Annotated in this window: 9 protein-coding genes; 5 read left to right on the top strand and 4 right to left on the bottom strand. The window is 71.3% G+C overall.

Annotation, left to right across the window (positions count from 1 at the left end; genetic code table 11):
- Window positions 1-110: 110 nt before the first annotated feature.
- Window positions 111-2,567 carry a DNA helicase PcrA gene (gene pcrA, locus ACSHXC_RS15415; RefSeq protein WP_438292172.1) on the top strand — a complete coding sequence of 819 codons (2,457 nt, stop codon included), beginning with the start codon at window positions 111-113 and terminating at the stop codon, window positions 2,565-2,567.
- Window positions 2,568-2,578: 11 nt separating this feature from the next.
- On the opposite strand, the gene ACSHXC_RS15410 is transcribed toward pcrA, so the two are convergent.
- On the bottom strand, window positions 2,579-4,141 hold the full coding sequence (locus ACSHXC_RS15410; protein WP_438292171.1) for a M23 family metallopeptidase: 1,563 nt from the start codon (window positions 4,139-4,141) through the stop codon (window positions 2,579-2,581).
- A 420-nt stretch (window positions 4,142-4,561) separates the two neighbouring features.
- Window positions 4,562-5,386 carry an esterase/lipase family protein gene (locus ACSHXC_RS15405; protein WP_438292170.1) on the bottom strand — a complete coding sequence of 275 codons (825 nt, stop codon included), beginning with the start codon at window positions 5,384-5,386 and terminating at the stop codon, window positions 4,562-4,564.
- A 383-nt stretch (window positions 5,387-5,769) separates the two neighbouring features.
- On the opposite strand from ACSHXC_RS15405, the gene ACSHXC_RS15400 reads away from it, so the two are divergent.
- Window positions 5,770-6,183, top strand: coding sequence for a cobalamin B12-binding domain-containing protein (locus ACSHXC_RS15400; RefSeq protein ID WP_189762011.1), 414 nt, complete (start codon window positions 5,770-5,772; stop codon window positions 6,181-6,183).
- Between the two features lie 542 nt (window positions 6,184-6,725).
- Here ACSHXC_RS15400 and ACSHXC_RS15395 read toward each other — a convergent pair.
- Both ACSHXC_RS15395 and ACSHXC_RS15390 read right to left on the bottom strand, forming a co-directional pair.
- Window positions 6,726-8,303, bottom strand: coding sequence for a DUF5691 domain-containing protein (locus tag ACSHXC_RS15395; RefSeq protein ID WP_438292169.1), 1,578 nt, complete (start codon window positions 8,301-8,303; stop codon window positions 6,726-6,728).
- 303 nt (window positions 8,304-8,606) lie between these two features.
- Window positions 8,607-9,959 (bottom strand): SWIM zinc finger family protein, encoded by a 1,353-nt coding sequence (locus ACSHXC_RS15390; protein ID WP_438292168.1) that lies wholly within the window; start codon window positions 9,957-9,959, stop codon window positions 8,607-8,609.
- A 139-nt stretch (window positions 9,960-10,098) separates the two neighbouring features.
- Here ACSHXC_RS15390 and ACSHXC_RS15385 point away from each other — a divergent pair, with 139 nt between their 5' ends.
- Genes ACSHXC_RS15385 through ACSHXC_RS15375 form a run of 3 tightly spaced genes read left to right on the top strand, consistent with a single transcriptional unit; the run spans window position 10,099 to window position 14,683 of the window.
- The gene (locus tag ACSHXC_RS15385) at window positions 10,099-11,226 is read left to right on the top strand and encodes an ATP-binding protein (protein ID WP_438292166.1); all 1,128 of its coding nucleotides are present in this window, start codon (window positions 10,099-10,101) and stop codon (window positions 11,224-11,226) included.
- Entirely contained in the window at window positions 11,223-13,481 is a 2,259-nt protein-coding gene (locus ACSHXC_RS15380) for a DUF5682 family protein (RefSeq protein ID WP_438292164.1), read from the top strand. Before ACSHXC_RS15385 ends, ACSHXC_RS15380 begins: the two co-directional genes overlap by 4 nt.
- 56 nt (window positions 13,482-13,537) lie before the next feature.
- Entirely contained in the window at window positions 13,538-14,683 is a 1,146-nt protein-coding gene (locus ACSHXC_RS15375) for a VWA domain-containing protein (protein WP_438296603.1), read from the top strand.
- Window positions 14,684-14,882: the final 199 nt, after the last annotated feature.

The raw sequence follows: 14,882 nt of genomic DNA, 5'->3' as shown, positions 1-14,882 counted from the left end.
ATGTCCGACAGGCCCGATACATTCCCGTGACCTTTACGGTGCGTAGTCGCGAACCGTCTCTCCGAAGGCGGCGGCGGAGTGTCAGAGGGTCGGCCTAGACTCGGGAGACGATGAGCAGCCTCTTTGACGACAGCTTCCTGGCGGACCTCCAACCCTCCGAGGAGGAGCACCCGCCGCCGCCCGAGGAGTCGCCCGCACCCGAAGCGGTGCCGGACGACCTGTTCGGGGGCGCCTTCGACGCGCCCGCGGACCGTGACGCGTACTACCGCGGCGGCGCCCCGCGCCCGGCGATCGACGCGGCGGCCCTCCTGGAGGGGCTGAACGAGCAGCAGCGCGCCGCCGTGGTGCACGCGGGCTCGCCGCTGCTCATCGTGGCCGGCGCCGGCTCCGGCAAGACCCGGGTGCTCACGCACCGCATCGCCCACCTCCTGGCGACCCGGGGGGTGCACCCCGGCCAGATCCTCGCGATCACCTTCACCAACAAGGCCGCGGGCGAGATGAAGGAGCGCGTCGAGCAGCTGGTCGGCCCGCGCGCCAACGCGATGTGGGTCATGACGTTCCACAGCGCCTGTGTGCGGATCCTGCGCCGCGAATCGAAGAAGCTCGGCTTCACCTCATCGTTCTCGATCTACGACGCGGCCGACTCCAAGCGCCTGATGGCGCTGGTCTGCCGCGACCTCGACCTGGATCCCAAGCGCTTCCCGCCGAAGTCGTTCAGCGCCAAGGTGTCCAACCTGAAGAACGAGCTGATCGACGAGGAGACCTTCGCGGGCCAGGCCGCGGACGGCTTCGAGAAGACGCTGGCGCAGGCGTACACGATGTACCAGGCGAGGCTGCGCGAGGCCAACGCGCTGGACTTCGACGACATCATCATGACGACGGTCCACCTCCTCCAGGCCTTCCCGGACGTGGCCGAGCACTACCGGCTGCGCTTCCGGCACGTCCTCGTCGACGAGTACCAGGACACCAACCACGCCCAGTACACGCTGGTGCGGGAACTGGTGGGCCCCTCCGGCGAGGCGCAGGCCCCCGCCGAGCTGTGCGTGGTGGGTGACGCGGACCAGTCGATCTACGCCTTCCGCGGCGCGACGATCCGCAACATCCTCCAGTTCGAGGAGGACTACCCGAGCGCGACGACGATCCTCCTGGAGCAGAACTACCGCTCCACGCAGACGATCCTGTCCGCCGCCAACGCGGTGATCGAGCGCAACGAGAGCCGCCGCCCGAAGAACCTGTGGACGGACGCGGGGCCGGGCGCGCAGATCACCGGCTACGTCGCCGACACCGAGCACGACGAGGCGCAGTTCGTCGCCGACGAGATCGACCGGCTCACCGACAAGGGCGAGGCCAAGGCGGGCGACGTCGCGGTCTTCTACCGCACCAACGCGCAGTCCCGTGTCTTCGAAGAGATCTTCATCCGGGTCGGCCTGCCCTACAAGGTCGTCGGCGGCGTCCGCTTCTACGAGCGCAAGGAGGTCAGGGACGTCCTGGCCTACCTGCGCGTCCTGTCGAACGCCGAGGACACCGTCCCGCTGCGGCGCATCCTCAATGTGCCCAAGCGCGGCATCGGCGAGCGCGCCGAAGCGATGATCGACGCCCTGTCGCTGCGCGAGAAGATCACCTTCCCGCAGGCGCTGCGCCGCGTCGACGAGGCGTACGGCATGGCCGCCCGCTCGGCCAACGCCGTCAAGCGCTTCAACGCGCTGATGGAGGAGCTCCGCACGATCGTGGACTCCGGCGCCGGACCCGCCGTCGTCCTCGAAGCCGTCCTCGAACGGACCGGCTATCTCGCCGAGTTGCAGGCCTCCACCGACCCGCAGGACGAGACTCGCATCGAGAACCTTCAGGAACTGGCCGCCGTGGCCCTGGAGTTCGAGCAGGAGCGCGGAGAGGAAGAGGGCGCGGGCACGCTCGCCGAGTTCCTGGAGAAGGTCGCCCTGGTCGCCGACTCCGACCAGATCCCCGACGAGGACGAGGACGGCTCCGGCGTCATCACCCTCATGACGCTCCACACCGCCAAGGGCCTCGAATTCCCCGTCGTGTTCCTCACCGGCATGGAGGACGGCGTCTTCCCGCACATGCGGGCGCTTGGCCAGGTCAAGGAGCTGGAGGAGGAGCGCCGCCTCGCCTACGTCGGCATCACACGCGCCCGCGAGCGGCTGTATCTGACGCGCTCCTCGATGCGCAGTGCCTGGGGCCAGCCCTCGTACAACCCGGCCTCGCGCTTCCTGGAGGAGATCCCGGTCCAGCACCTGGAGTGGAAGCGCACCGGTCCGATGGCGGCCCCGGCGGGCCCCGTGTCGGGCAAGTCGCTCGGCGGCGGGATCGGCAACTCGCTGTCCTCGTCGCGCTCCAAGGCGGGGCCCTCGGGCTTCGCGACGCGGCGCGGCAACGACAAGCCGGTGATCGCCCTGTCGGTCGGCGACCGCGTCACGCACGACCAGTTCGGCCTGGGCACCGTGATGTCGGTGACGGGTTCGGGCTCGGACGCCCAGGCCACGATCGACTTCGGCGACGAACGCCCGAAGAAGCTGCTGCTGCGGTACGCACCGGTGGAGAAGCTCTGACCGAGCTTTGGTTACGTCGGGTCCAGGCCGTGGCTGCGCAGCCACGGCAGGGGGTCTATCGACGAGCCGCCGCCCGGTCGCACCTCGAAGTGGAGGTGCGGCCCGGTGGAGTTGCCGGAGTTTCCCGAGTACGCGATGAGGTCGCCGGCCTTCACCGGACCCGAGCGGATCTTGGTGCTGGACAGGTGGCAGTACCAGGTCTCGGTGCCGTCGGCGCCGGTCACTATGGCCATGTTTCCGTACGCGCTGTTCCACTGCGTGCGGACCGTGCCGTCGATCGCGGACATCACCGGCGTGCCGTACGAGACCGGGAAGTCGATGCCGGTGTGCACCGACATCCAGTTGACGCCGGCCTGCCCGTAGTACGCGCTGAGGCCCTTCTGCGTCACCGGCAGGACGAACTTGGGGCGCGCGGCCTCCTTCGCGGCGGCCGCGTCCTCCTTTTTCTTCTTCTCCGCGTCCTGGCGGGCCTTGAGGTCGATACGTTCCTGCGTCCGGCTGGCCCGGTCGGCGAAGCTGTTCGCGTCGGCGCTGAGATTGGCGAGCTGGGTGTCCAGCTTGGTGTTGGCGGCGACCGGCTTGACCGACGCGGGGTCGGCCGCGGCCGTCACGGTGGCGCCGTCGTCCTTGCCGCCGCCGAGCCCGCCGACGGAGGCGACCGCGACACCCGCGACCCCCATCACGCACACGGACGGAACCGCGACGGTCAGCAGAGCCGAACGCTTGGCGGGGCTGCGCCGCCGACGGCCGGCGTTGCGGCGGGCCTCGGCGCGCGAACCGGGGACGGCCGGGCCGGGCAGGTCGGTGGGCTCCGGCTCGGGAGCGGGCTCGTCGGTGAACGACTCGGCGAATGCGTCCGCGTACTCGTCCGCGAGCTCTGCCTGGGCGAACTCAGCCGTCTCGTAAGCCAGTTGGGGCTCGGGCTGGGCCGGCATCGTCGTCGTGGCCGCCGTCGCCATCGTGTTCCACGCGGTCGCGTCGTACGTCCCGGTCTCGGACTGCGTGCCGGGCACCGCCCACTGGCCCGTCGTGTCGTACGCGGAGGTGAACGCGGTGTTGTCGTACTGGCCGGTGCCCTGCGCCTGGTTCCACGCGTTGGCGTCCCACTGGCCCGTCGTGTCGAAGGCGCCGGTGTGGAACGTCTCGGTGCCGGAGCTCTGGGTGGGGAAGACCGGGGTGGTGAACGTGCCGGTGTCGAACTGGCCGGTGCCGAAGGCGCTGGTCTGGAAGGCGCCGGTGTCGAACGTGCCGGTGTCGAACGTGCCGGTGCTGAAAGTGCCGGTGTCGAACGTGCTGGTCGTGCCGTCCGGTTCGTACGCCGTGGCCTGGGCCGGAACCGTCCACTGGCCGGTGGTGTCGTACGGGGAGGCGAAGGCGCCGGTGTCGAACTGGCCTGTCTGGCCCGCCGCGTAGCCGCTCTGACCGGCGTAGCCGTCCTGCATCGCGCCGAAGAACGGATCGATGCCGTAGCTTCCGGTGCTCGCGGTGTGAGCGTCGCTGCCGTCATGGCCACTGCTGCCGCTGAGGTAACCGTCGTGCCCGACGTACCCGGCGTGGGCGTGCTGGTCAGTCACCAACTTCTCTCTCGCCTCGGCAACAGAACCTGCGGCCGGGTCCCGAAGGGGCGGGGGTCCCGGGGACAGCAGTGGCGTGACTGTACCCGGCGGTATGCGAGACCGACAATCTTCGGCAGGTTTCTTGGTTACGGGAAACGGGCAATCAGCCGCCTTTCGGTGGACTGTGGGCAGAGGTTTGGCCCTGTGTTCGGAGTTCGTTCGACGCGCGTCGGGGTGCGGATACGTTGCTGCGGGGGTGGAGCGGGGGGCGAGCGGGGATGTTCGGGGAGGTGCGGGGGGCTGAATCAGGCCACGGGGGAGGGGCCCTTGGGCTGGTGCGTGCGGCCGGTGGCGGGTGGCCTTCTCGGGCGGTGCGGGCGGCCGAGGGTCGGTGGTCTTCTCGGGCGGTGCCGCTCCGGGGCGGGGGGGGCGTTCCGCTCAGGCCACCGAGAACGCGTCCTCGGCCGCGGCCTCTGGTTCCCCGGCGGTCAGCGCCTGCCGCACCCCCGCCGCGACGGCCGGATGAACCGGCATCGCCAGATGACCGATCCCCGTCACCCTGACGTTCTGCGCGATCAGATCCGGGTGCTCGATGCGGGCCGTCTCGACCGGAATCATCAGCGTGTCCAGATCGCTCCAGAAACTCACGAAGCGGGTCCGGATCCCGGGCGCCGGCCTGCGCAGTTCCTCCACGAGTTCCGAGCCGGGGCACATCTGCCGCACGATCGGGTGAGCATGCGCGAGCTGTGCCGAGCGCGTGCCGGAATGCGGGGTGCCCAGCGTGACGAGCGTACGGACCCGGAGGTCGCCGCCCAGGCGCTGCACGTAATAGCGGGCTATCAGGCCACCCAGGCTGTGTCCCACCATGTCCACCTCGCGGTGGCCGGTGCGGGCGCAGATCTCCTCTACGTGGCGGCCGAGCAACTCCGCGGCGACCCTGATGTCGCCGGTCAGCGGCGAGTAGTTGAGCGATTCGAGGTGCCGCCAGCCGTGCCGGGCCAGCGAACGGCGCAGCAGCACGAACACGGACCGGTTGTCGATGAAGCCGTGCAGCAGGACCACGGGCGGGTGCGAGCGGCCGGCCGTCGGCAGCTGCGGCGCGGCGGCCGGATCGGACGCGGGATGCCGCTCGGGGGTCAGCCCTGAGGGATACAGGAGCAGGTGCCCGGCCAGCACGGCCAGATCCAGCGCGGTGGCCCTGATCAGTGCCGCCGACAGCCACGCCCGGCGCACACACAGCGGCAGTAACGAAAAGAACTGCACGGCGGCGACCTCCCGAATGGCACACAGGAGGCCGCTCCGTCCCCCGTATGCCCTCATGGGGCTCCGCCTTTGAAGGCCCCCGCCTGAGCCGGCCCCGAAATACGAGGGGCCGGACCACCGTGCTGCGCGGCTGACAGCACGGTGGTGCGGCGCCTTCGTAGCGGCTCCCCTTGCGACCGCGCCCACCCCGTTACGACCGCCCTCCGGCCGGTGCCGGTGGGCCGACTGATGCGGGTACGGTGCAAAACGAACGTGTCCCACGTGTGATTTCCCCCTCCCTCTCCACCGTGAAACGGCGGGTTGCGGGATGCTGTAGATAACGTTCGTTCACTTCCCCGGCCCTTCGGCGCGGGGGTGCGCAGGTGGGACATGTGGAGGCAGTGATGGGTGTAACTGGTCCGATCCGCGTGGTGGTGGCCAAGCCGGGTCTCGACGGTCACGATCGTGGGGCCAAGGTCATCGCGCGGGCGCTGCGTGACGCCGGCATGGAGGTCATCTACACCGGGCTGCACCAGACGCCCGAGCAGATCGTCGACACAGCGATCCAGGAGGACGCCGACGCGATCGGCCTCTCGATCCTCTCCGGTGCGCACAACACCCTGTTCGCGAAGGTGCTGGAGCTCCTGAAGGAGCGCGACGCGGAGGACATCAAGGTCTTCGGCGGCGGCATCATCCCCGAGGCCGACATCCCGCCGCTGAAGGAACTCGGGGTGGCGGAGATCTTCACTCCGGGCGCGACCACGGCGTCGATCGTCACCTGGGTCAACGCGAACGTCCGCCAGCCGGCGGGAGCGTAACGACCGACCCTGGGGGCCTTTCCCCACCCCGCCCCTTCCCGAGACCCTCCGGGGGATTGATGCCCGGCTGTGGCCCGGTGGTCGTCCCCTGGGGCTCCGCCCCAGACCCCGTTCGCGCCTTAAGGGCGCTCGTCCTCAAACTCCCCCAAGGCCTTAAGAGCCAGGGGGACCCCCATGACGGGCTGGGTATGCCGATGCTGGCCAGGGTCAACCCAGCTAGGGGCGCGGGGCCGCGACATTGTGCGGCTCCGCCGCGATGGGGGTCCCCCCTGTTCATGGGGGTCCCCCCCTGGCCCTTTAGGCCTTGGGGGAGAAGCCGAGAACTTGGGGGAGCGACCAGCCATGCACGGTCCGCAGGCGAAATGGGGTTTTGGGGGATTCTGGGCACAGCCCCGAAGGAGCCCGCACCGTATCCCGCTAGGGGGCGTGGGGCGGGGGTCTGGGCGCAGCCCGGGGACGCCCGCGCCAGCATCCCGCCAGGGGCGCGGGGAACTGCGCAAGCGCGAGGAAGGGGAATGGGGGGGCGGAGCCCCCGGGCCGGGCTAGCCCGAGAGTTCCTCCCGCATCGCCGCGCGCAAGCGCAATGTCGCCACCAGCCGCTGAAACGCCTCCGCCCAGTACCCCCCGGCCCCCGGCGACGACCCCTCCTCCTCCGGCGGCGTGGCCGTCAGGGCCTCCAGACGAGGCGACTCCGAAGGATCGAGGCAGCGCTCCGCCAGGCCCATCACCCCGCTGAAGCTCCACGGATAGCTCCCCGCGTCCCGGGCGATCTCCAGCGCGTCCACCACCGCCCGACCCAACGCCCCCGCCCACGGCACCACACAGACCCCGAGCAGCTGGAACGCCTCCGACAGGCCATGCGCGGATATGAACCGGGCCACCCAGTCCGCCCGTTCATCCTCCGCGAGGATCGACAGGAGCTTGGCCCGCTCTGCCAAGGACGCCGTACCCACGCCCTCGCCGGGCGGGGCCGACGGCGCGCCGAGCAGGGCCCGGGACCACTCCGCATCCCGCTGCCGCACCGCCGCCCTGCACCACGCGGCATGCAGTTCGTCGCCCCAGTCGTCGGCCACGGGCAGCGCCACGATGTCGGGGGCCGCGCGCCCGCCCAGCCTCACCGGCCAGGTGTCCAGCGGGGCCGACTCCACCAACTGGCCCAGCCACCAGGACCGTTCACCCCGCCCCGCCGGCGGCCTCGGCGCGACCCCGTCCCGCTGCGTCGCCGCATCACACTCGTGCGGCGCCTCCACCGAGACCAGCGGCTCATCGCCCGTCCGGTCCAGGGACACGCAGGACGTCGCCCGCTGCGCCATCCGTCGCGCGAGGGCCGAACCCGGCAACGCGGAGAGCAACTCCGCCGCCGTCGCCCGCACATTGCGGCTCCGGTCGGCCAGTGCCCGCTCCAGGAACGGCTCGTCCGCGGCCGCGAGCCCGTCGCGCAGCGAGTCCAGGAACATCAGCCGGTCCTCGGCCCGCTCCGTCGCCCAGGTCGCGGCGAGCAGCGCCCGCCCCGCCTCCGGGTCGTACGTCCGTACCGCCCCGAGCAGCGCCACCCGCTCCGCGAACAGGCCCTCGTTCCATAGGAGTTGTACGGATTCGGTGTCCCCGGGGTCGGGCAGTGCCGCGCTGCCCGATGCGCCGCGCAGCGCGAAGCGCCACTCCGGGTTGAGCCGGGCCAGCCACAGCCCGCGCGGGCCCGCGAAGGTCAGGGCCTGGGGGCGCAGGTCGGTGCGGGCCCGGGCCGCGTCGAGGAGCGTGGGCAGCAGCTCCGACGGTGCGCGCAGGCCCCGCTCGTTGGCGATGGCCAGCCACTGCGGGAGCAGCTCGCCCAGATCGGGCGCGCTCCCGCGCCGGCCCCCGGCATGTGCGGGCGCCGAACGGTCGGCGAGCAGCATCGCAAGCCGCCGCCGGGCCGCCTCCGGCAAAGCGGGCCGCTCGTCCGGTGGCGCGGCTTGCGGACGTACTCCCGCGGGCGCCGGAACCAGCCCCGCCCTGCGTCGCAAGGTCTGCGTCGCGGCGGCATCGAGAAGTTCCTCGGGCCTGCCGACTGCCGGTCGCCGGTCGGTGCCAAGGAGTGCCGAGGTCACCAGCTCCTCCCAGCAGCTAGTAGAGCCGGACATCCAGTCCCCTTTCCATGGCTTCGTTTCGCTTGGTTTCGCCTCGCCGGGCGGCGCCGCCCTTCGGTCAGCAGTGCGGGCAGATGCCGCGGGCCGGGGCTGTGGCATCACCGGTGCGCATCGCACTGTCATGGGGTGGGGGCGTGAACGCGGCGGGGTACCTCCTCATACGTCGCGCAGTTCCGCCCACCGGAAATCCCCCCAGAACCAGCGCTCCTCCTTGCGGGGGCACCCCACCACGTCCCCACCCGGCCGGACACGCGTCCGTCCGTAGTGCCTCGATCAGCGTTCAGACACCCCATTCCGTCAGATCAGTGCGACCAGCTTCTTCGCTCCCTCCGGCCACGCCGCCAGTGGGGTGAAGCCTCTGTGGCCGCATTCGCCGAAGATCGTTATCGGGGCGCCTCCGGACAGCGCCATCAGCTTCCACAGGGCCGGGCGCGCTGCCGCGCCCGGAGTTATCGGTAGGGCCAACTCCTCCTCGGTGTCGGTTAGTTGCCAGTGTGTGTCGCTGTTGGTCGGTGGGGTCGGTATCGCCCCTGTCAGGGTCACCGGGTACGTGTCCAGCCAGGGGTCGTTCAGGAGCGCGCGGCCGTAGCGCCCCACCGCTTCTGTCGCTGTGACGCCCGGAGGCGGGCCGTCGGGCTCGGACGGTGTGGTGTACCGCTCTCCCAGGGCGGCCCTCAGCTGGCCCGCGCCGGGGTACGGCGTCAGGTCGGCGTTCATCGTCAGGCCGACCGGCAGCGCGGTCCCGGGGGCTCGGCCCGCCGCACCGAAGTCCAGGATCAGCGCCGAGCGGCCCGACTCCCTTCCGTACAGCCAGATCCGGCGCGTCGTGAGCTTCGCGTCGGCCGTGTCGTACTGGGCGAGGACCTGCCAGTTGTCGCGGATCGCCGGGCCTTGTGGGCTGGTGGGGGCGCCTATGCGGGTGCGGACTGTCGCGGCCAGAGGGTCGGGCAGTCCTTCCCGGCCGAGCCAGGCTCGGTCCAGGAGGTGCAGCAGTGCGCACTCCTCCAGCAGGCGTATCGGCCAGTCCGGACCCGAACCTGGTATCGCGCCCAACTCCCTGACTCGGGAAGCCAGTCCGGGCGCTTGGGCGTCGACCATGCGGGCGGCCGTCTCCTCCCACAGGCCGTACCCGGGGCGCTCCGCCGCCGCAAGCCCGCCGCTCAGCAGATCCGCGAGACGCTGCTCCAGTTCCGTGGCTCCGGTGGTGATGCGGGCGCTTCTTCTGTCCGCCCTGCGTTTGGCGGATTCTGCGTCAACTGTGCTTATGTCGCGGTTGGTTGAGGATGGGTTCGCTTCGTTCGCTCGGCTCCGCCTTCCTTTCAGCCACTGCTCCGCCCAGTCCGGTGCTGTTCCGGCCGGCATCGGCTGTTCGTTTGTCGACCAGAGGAGCAGCAGGCCTATCGCGTGTTTGCACGGGAACTTCCGGCTCGGGCAACTGCACTTGTATCCCGGGCCACTTGTGTCGATCACCGTCTGGTACGGCTTGCTTCCGCTGCCCTTGCACAGGCCCCACACCGCCCCCGCGTCGTCGCACCCGCTCTCCGACCACGGACCGGCCGTGCCGAGCCTGCTTCCCGCCTTGCGTGACGCGTCGTCAGGTGCCAGTGCGAGCACCTGCTCCGACGTCCAGCGCACCCCCTGCTGAGTCATGACCCCGAAGGTACGGGCGACCACTGACAATCGGCTCTGACCTGCGACGATCCCGTGCCGAGGGGGCATTGTCAGTGGCGTGGTGCACGGTTGTGACCACAAGCCGATCGAACGTCTCGAACGATCTGGAGGGGGAGCCATGACCGTGTCCGAAATCGAGTCTGCGAACCGCGCGGGGGCCGCTGCGGAAGAGGCCCTGCGGCCGCACGCCGAGCACGCCTTCGCGGGCGAACTCGCGGCGCTGGCCGCCGTCGACGACCGGCCCCGCCCGGTCCGATGGCGGCTCTCGCCCTGGGCGGTCGCCACCTATCTGCTCGGCGGCGCCCTCTCGGACGGCACCGTGATCACACCGAAGTACGTGGGCCCGCGCCGCATCGTCGAAGTCGCCGTCACCACCCTCGCCACCGACCGCGCGCTGCTCCTGCTGGGCGTCCCCGGCACCGCCAAGACCTGGGTCTCCGAGCACCTCGCGGCCGCCGTCAGCGGCGACTCCACGCTGCTCGTGCAGGGCACTGCGGGTACGCCGGAGGAGGCCATTCGGTACGGGTGGAACTACGCGCAGCTGCTCGCCCATGGGCCGAGCCGCGACGCGCTCGTGCCCAGTCCGGTCATGCGGGCCATGGCGCAGGGCATGACCGCCCGGGTCGAGGAACTGACCCGCATTCCCGCGGATGTGCAGGACACGCTGATCACGATCCTGTCCGAAAAGACGCTGCCCATCCCGGAGTTGGGTGCCGAGACGCAGGCCGTACGGGGTTTCAATCTGATCGCCACCGCCAATGACCGCGATCGCGGTGTGAATGAGCTGTCCAGCGCCTTGCGGCGGCGCTTCAACACGGTGGTGCTGCCGCTGCCCGCCACTGCGGAGGACGAGGTCGACATCGTCTCGCGCCGCGTCGACCAGCTCGGCCGCTCGCTCGATCTGCCCTCCGTGCCCGACGGCATGGCGGAGATCCACCGGGTCGTCACCGTCTTTCGCGAACTGCGTGACGGGGTGACCGCCGACGGCCGCACCAAGCTCAAATCCCCTTCGGGGACGCTCTCCACGGCCGAGGCGATCTCCGTGGTGACCGGCGGCCTCGCCCTCGCCGCCCACTTCGGCGACGGCGTGCTCAGGGCGGGCGACGTCGCTGCCGGCATCCTCGGCGCGGTCGTGCGTGACCCGGCGGCCGACCGCGTCATCTGGCAGGAGTACTTGGAAACGGTGGTCCGCGAACGGGACGGCTGGAAGGACTTCTACCGCGCCTGCCGCGAGGTGTCCGTATGACAGGGCCTCTGCTGCTCGGGGTGCGGCACCACGGGCCCGGGTCGGCGCGTGCGGTGCGGGCCGCGCTGGAGGCCGCCCAGCCGCGGGCCGTGCTCATCGAGGGGCCGCCCGAAGGCGATGCCTTGTTGCCTCTCGCCGCCGACGAAGCCATGCGGCCGCCCGTCGCGCTGCTCGCCCATGTCGTCGACGACCCGGCGCGAGCCGCCTTCTGGCCCATGGCCGAGTTCTCGCCGGAGTGGGTCGCCATTCGGTGGGGGCTGGAGCATGGGGCGCAGATTCGATTTATTGATTTGCCCGCTTCTCATTCGCTTGCCTTGGGGGAGGAGCCGGTTGAGGAGGGGGGTGGGCCTGGGCCTCGGATCGATCCCATTGGCTCGCTTGCCGAAGTCGCCGGGTACGACGATCCCGAGCGCTGGTGGGAGGACGTCGTTGAGCACCGCGACGCCGCGGCGGACCCCCGGGCGCCGTTCGCCGCGCTCGGTGAGGCCATGGCCGTACTGCGCGAGACCTACGGCGACGGTGGTCATTCCGTGGATCTGGTCCGCGAGGCCTATATGCGGTCTCAAGTGCGCACCGCCGCAAGGGAGTTCGGGGACGGCGTCGCCGTTGTCTGCGGGGCCTGGCATGTGCCCGCGCTGGCCGGGAAGTTCACCGTGGCCGCCGACCGCGCACTCCTCAAGGGGCTGCCCAAGGTCAAGACCGAGCTGACCTGGGTGCCCTGGACGCACCGCAGGCTCGCCCGGCGCAGCGGCTACGGCGCGGGGATCCACTCGCCCGGCTGGTACGGGCACCTGTTCAGCGCCCCCGACCGGCCCGTCGAGCGCTGGATGACCAAGGTCGCCGGGCTGCTCCGCGCCGAGGACCGCCAGGTCTCGTCCGCCCATGTCATCGAGGCCGTCCGGCTCGCCGGAACGCTCGCCGCGATGCGTGGCCGCCCGCTGCCCGGCCTCGCCGAGACCACCGACGCCGTACGGGCCGTGATGTGCGAGGGCTCCGACGTGCCGCTCGGCCTGATCCGGGAGCGGCTCGTCGTGGGGGAGGTGCTCGGCGAGGTGCCCGACGCCGCGCCCGCCGTCCCGCTCCAGCGCGATCTCGTACGCACCCAGCGCAGCCTGCGGCTCAAACCGGAGGCGCTGGAGCGGGAGTTGGAGCTCGACCTGCGCAAGGAGACCGACGCCGGGCGCAGCCGGCTCCTTCACCGGTTGAGGCTGCTCGGCATCGGCTGGGGCGAGCCGGCGCAGTCCCGCTCCACCGGCACCTTCCGGGAGAGCTGGCGGCTGCGCTGGGAGCCCGAGCTGTCGGTGCGGGTCGCCGAGGCCGGGGTGTGGGGCACCACCGTGCCGGGCGCCGCCACGGCGAGGATCGAGTCGGATGCCGTCGCGGCGACCGCGTTGGGCGAGATCACCTCGCTCGCCGAGCTCTGTCTGCTTGCCGGGCTGCCGGACGCGCTGCCTGTGGTGATGCGCGCCCTTGCCGACCGGGCCGCGCTCGACACCGACGTCGCCCACCTCGCCCAGGCCCTGCCGGCCCTCGCCCGCACCCTGCGCTACGGGGACGTGCGCGGCACCACGACCGCCGGTCTCGCCGAGGTCGCGGCGGGCCTCGCCGAGCGCATCTGCGTCGGCCTGCCGCCCGCCTGCGCCGGTCTGGACGGGGACGGTGCTGCCGAGATGCGTACGCACCTGGATGCCGTCCATGCGGCCATGGGCCTCCTGCCGAACCCGGACCGCCTCCGTGAGCGCTGGTCCACCGTGCTCGGCCGGCTCGCCTCGCGCGACACCGTTCCCGGGCTCCTCCGCGGCCGCGCGGTGCGGCTGCTGCTCGACGACGGGCGGATCGAGGGTGAGGATGCGGCCCGCCACATGGGGCTCGCGCTCTCGCCGGGTACGCCGCCCGCCGAAGCCGCCGCCTGGATCGAGGGCTTCGTCGGCGGGGGCGGCATGCTCCTGGTGCACGACGAGCGGCTGCTCGGCCTCGTCGACGGCTGGCTGACGAGCGTGCCGCCGGACGCGTTCACCGACGTACTGCCCCTGCTGCGCAGGACGTTCGCCGCCTACGAAGCGGGGGTGCGGCGCACGCTCGGGGAGCTGGTGCGGCGCGGCCCCGGCGGGCGGACCGGACCCGGTGACGCCGCCGTACCCGGATTCGGGGCCGGGCTCGATGCCGCGCGCGCCGATGCCGTACTCCCGTTGGTGGCTCTGTTGCTGGGGCGCGAGGGCTCCAGTGACCTCTATCGATCGGACAGCTTTGCCTGACCTGATGGCCTTGGTTATTTCAACTGCCTCGTGGGGGTGGAGAATTGACGACCAGCATGCAACCAAGTGCTGACGAGCGGCTGCGGCGCTGGCGGCTCGTGCTCGGCGGGGAGCCCGGTGCAGAGGGGACCGGGTGCGCCCTGACCGGGCAGGACGCGGCCATGGACGGGGCGCTCGGCGCGCTCTACGGCGGCGGCAGGAGCGGGGGCAAGGACCGCGGCGCCGGGCTCGGGGCGTCCGCGCCGTCCGTCGCGCGCTGGCTCGGCGACATCCGTACGTACTTCCCGAGCTCGGTGGTGCAGGTCATGCAGCGCGACGCCATCGAGCGGCTCGGGCTCGCCACGCTCCTCCTGGAGCCGGAGATGCTGCAGGCCGTCGAGGCCGACGTCCATCTCGTCGGCACCCTGCTCTCGCTCAACAAGGCGATGCCCGAGACCACCCGGGAAACCGCCCGCGCGGTGGTGCGCAAGGTCGTCGAGGACCTGGAGAAGCGGCTCGCCACCCGCACCCGGGCCACCCTCACCGGCGCCCTCGACCGCAGCGCCCGCATCAGCCGGCCCCGCCACCGCGACATCGACTGGGACCGCACGATCAGGGCCAACCTCAGGAACTACCTGCCGGAGTACAACACCGTCGTGCCCGAGCGGCTCATCGGGTACGGGCGGGCCGCGCAGGGCGTCAAGAAGGACGTCGTGCTGTGCATCGACCAGTCCGGCTCGATGGCGGCGTCCGTCGTCTACGCCTCGGTTTTCGGCGCCGTGCTTGCCTCGATGCGCTCGATCGCGACCCGGCTGGTGGTCTTCGACACCGCCATCGTCGACCTGACCGATCAGCTCGACGACCCCGTCGACGTCCTGTTCGGCACCCAGCTCGGCGGCGGCACCGACATCAACCGGGCGCTCGCCTACTGCCAGGCGCAGATCACCCGTCCTGCCGACACCGTGGTCGTTCTCATCAGTGATCTTTACGAGGGCGGGATACGGGACGAGATGCTGAAGCGGGTCGCCGCGATGAAGGCGTCGGGAGTGCAGTTCGTGGCCCTGCTCGCGCTCTCCGACGAAGGCGCCCCGGCGTACGACCGCGAGCACGCGGCGGCCCTGGCCGCGCTGGGCGCCCCGGCCTTCGCCTGCACCCCGGACCTGTTCCCGGAGGTGATGGCCGCCGCGATCGAGCGCCGGCCGCTGCCGATACCCGAGGCGTGAGGGAGGTCATACCGGGGCGCGCGGCGGGCGGGCGATCTGTGACAGGTATCACCGCCCAGGTGTGATCTGTGATTTAGGGACCTACGTCCTGCGGAGATAACCTGCGAGACGGACATGCCGCGTGCTCGGACACCGTGTACGCCTCCCTCAGTGACAGCGCCGTCACGTTGCCCTTCGCGGCACGCCCAGCAGACAACGG

Origin of the sequence: Streptomyces sp. HUAS TT7 (assembly GCF_051550175.1) — a bacterium.
Taxonomy (GTDB): domain Bacteria; phylum Actinomycetota; class Actinomycetes; order Streptomycetales; family Streptomycetaceae; genus Streptomyces.
The sequence above is the reverse complement of the archived record's forward strand: the minus strand, read 5'-3'. Positions and strand labels throughout refer to the sequence as shown.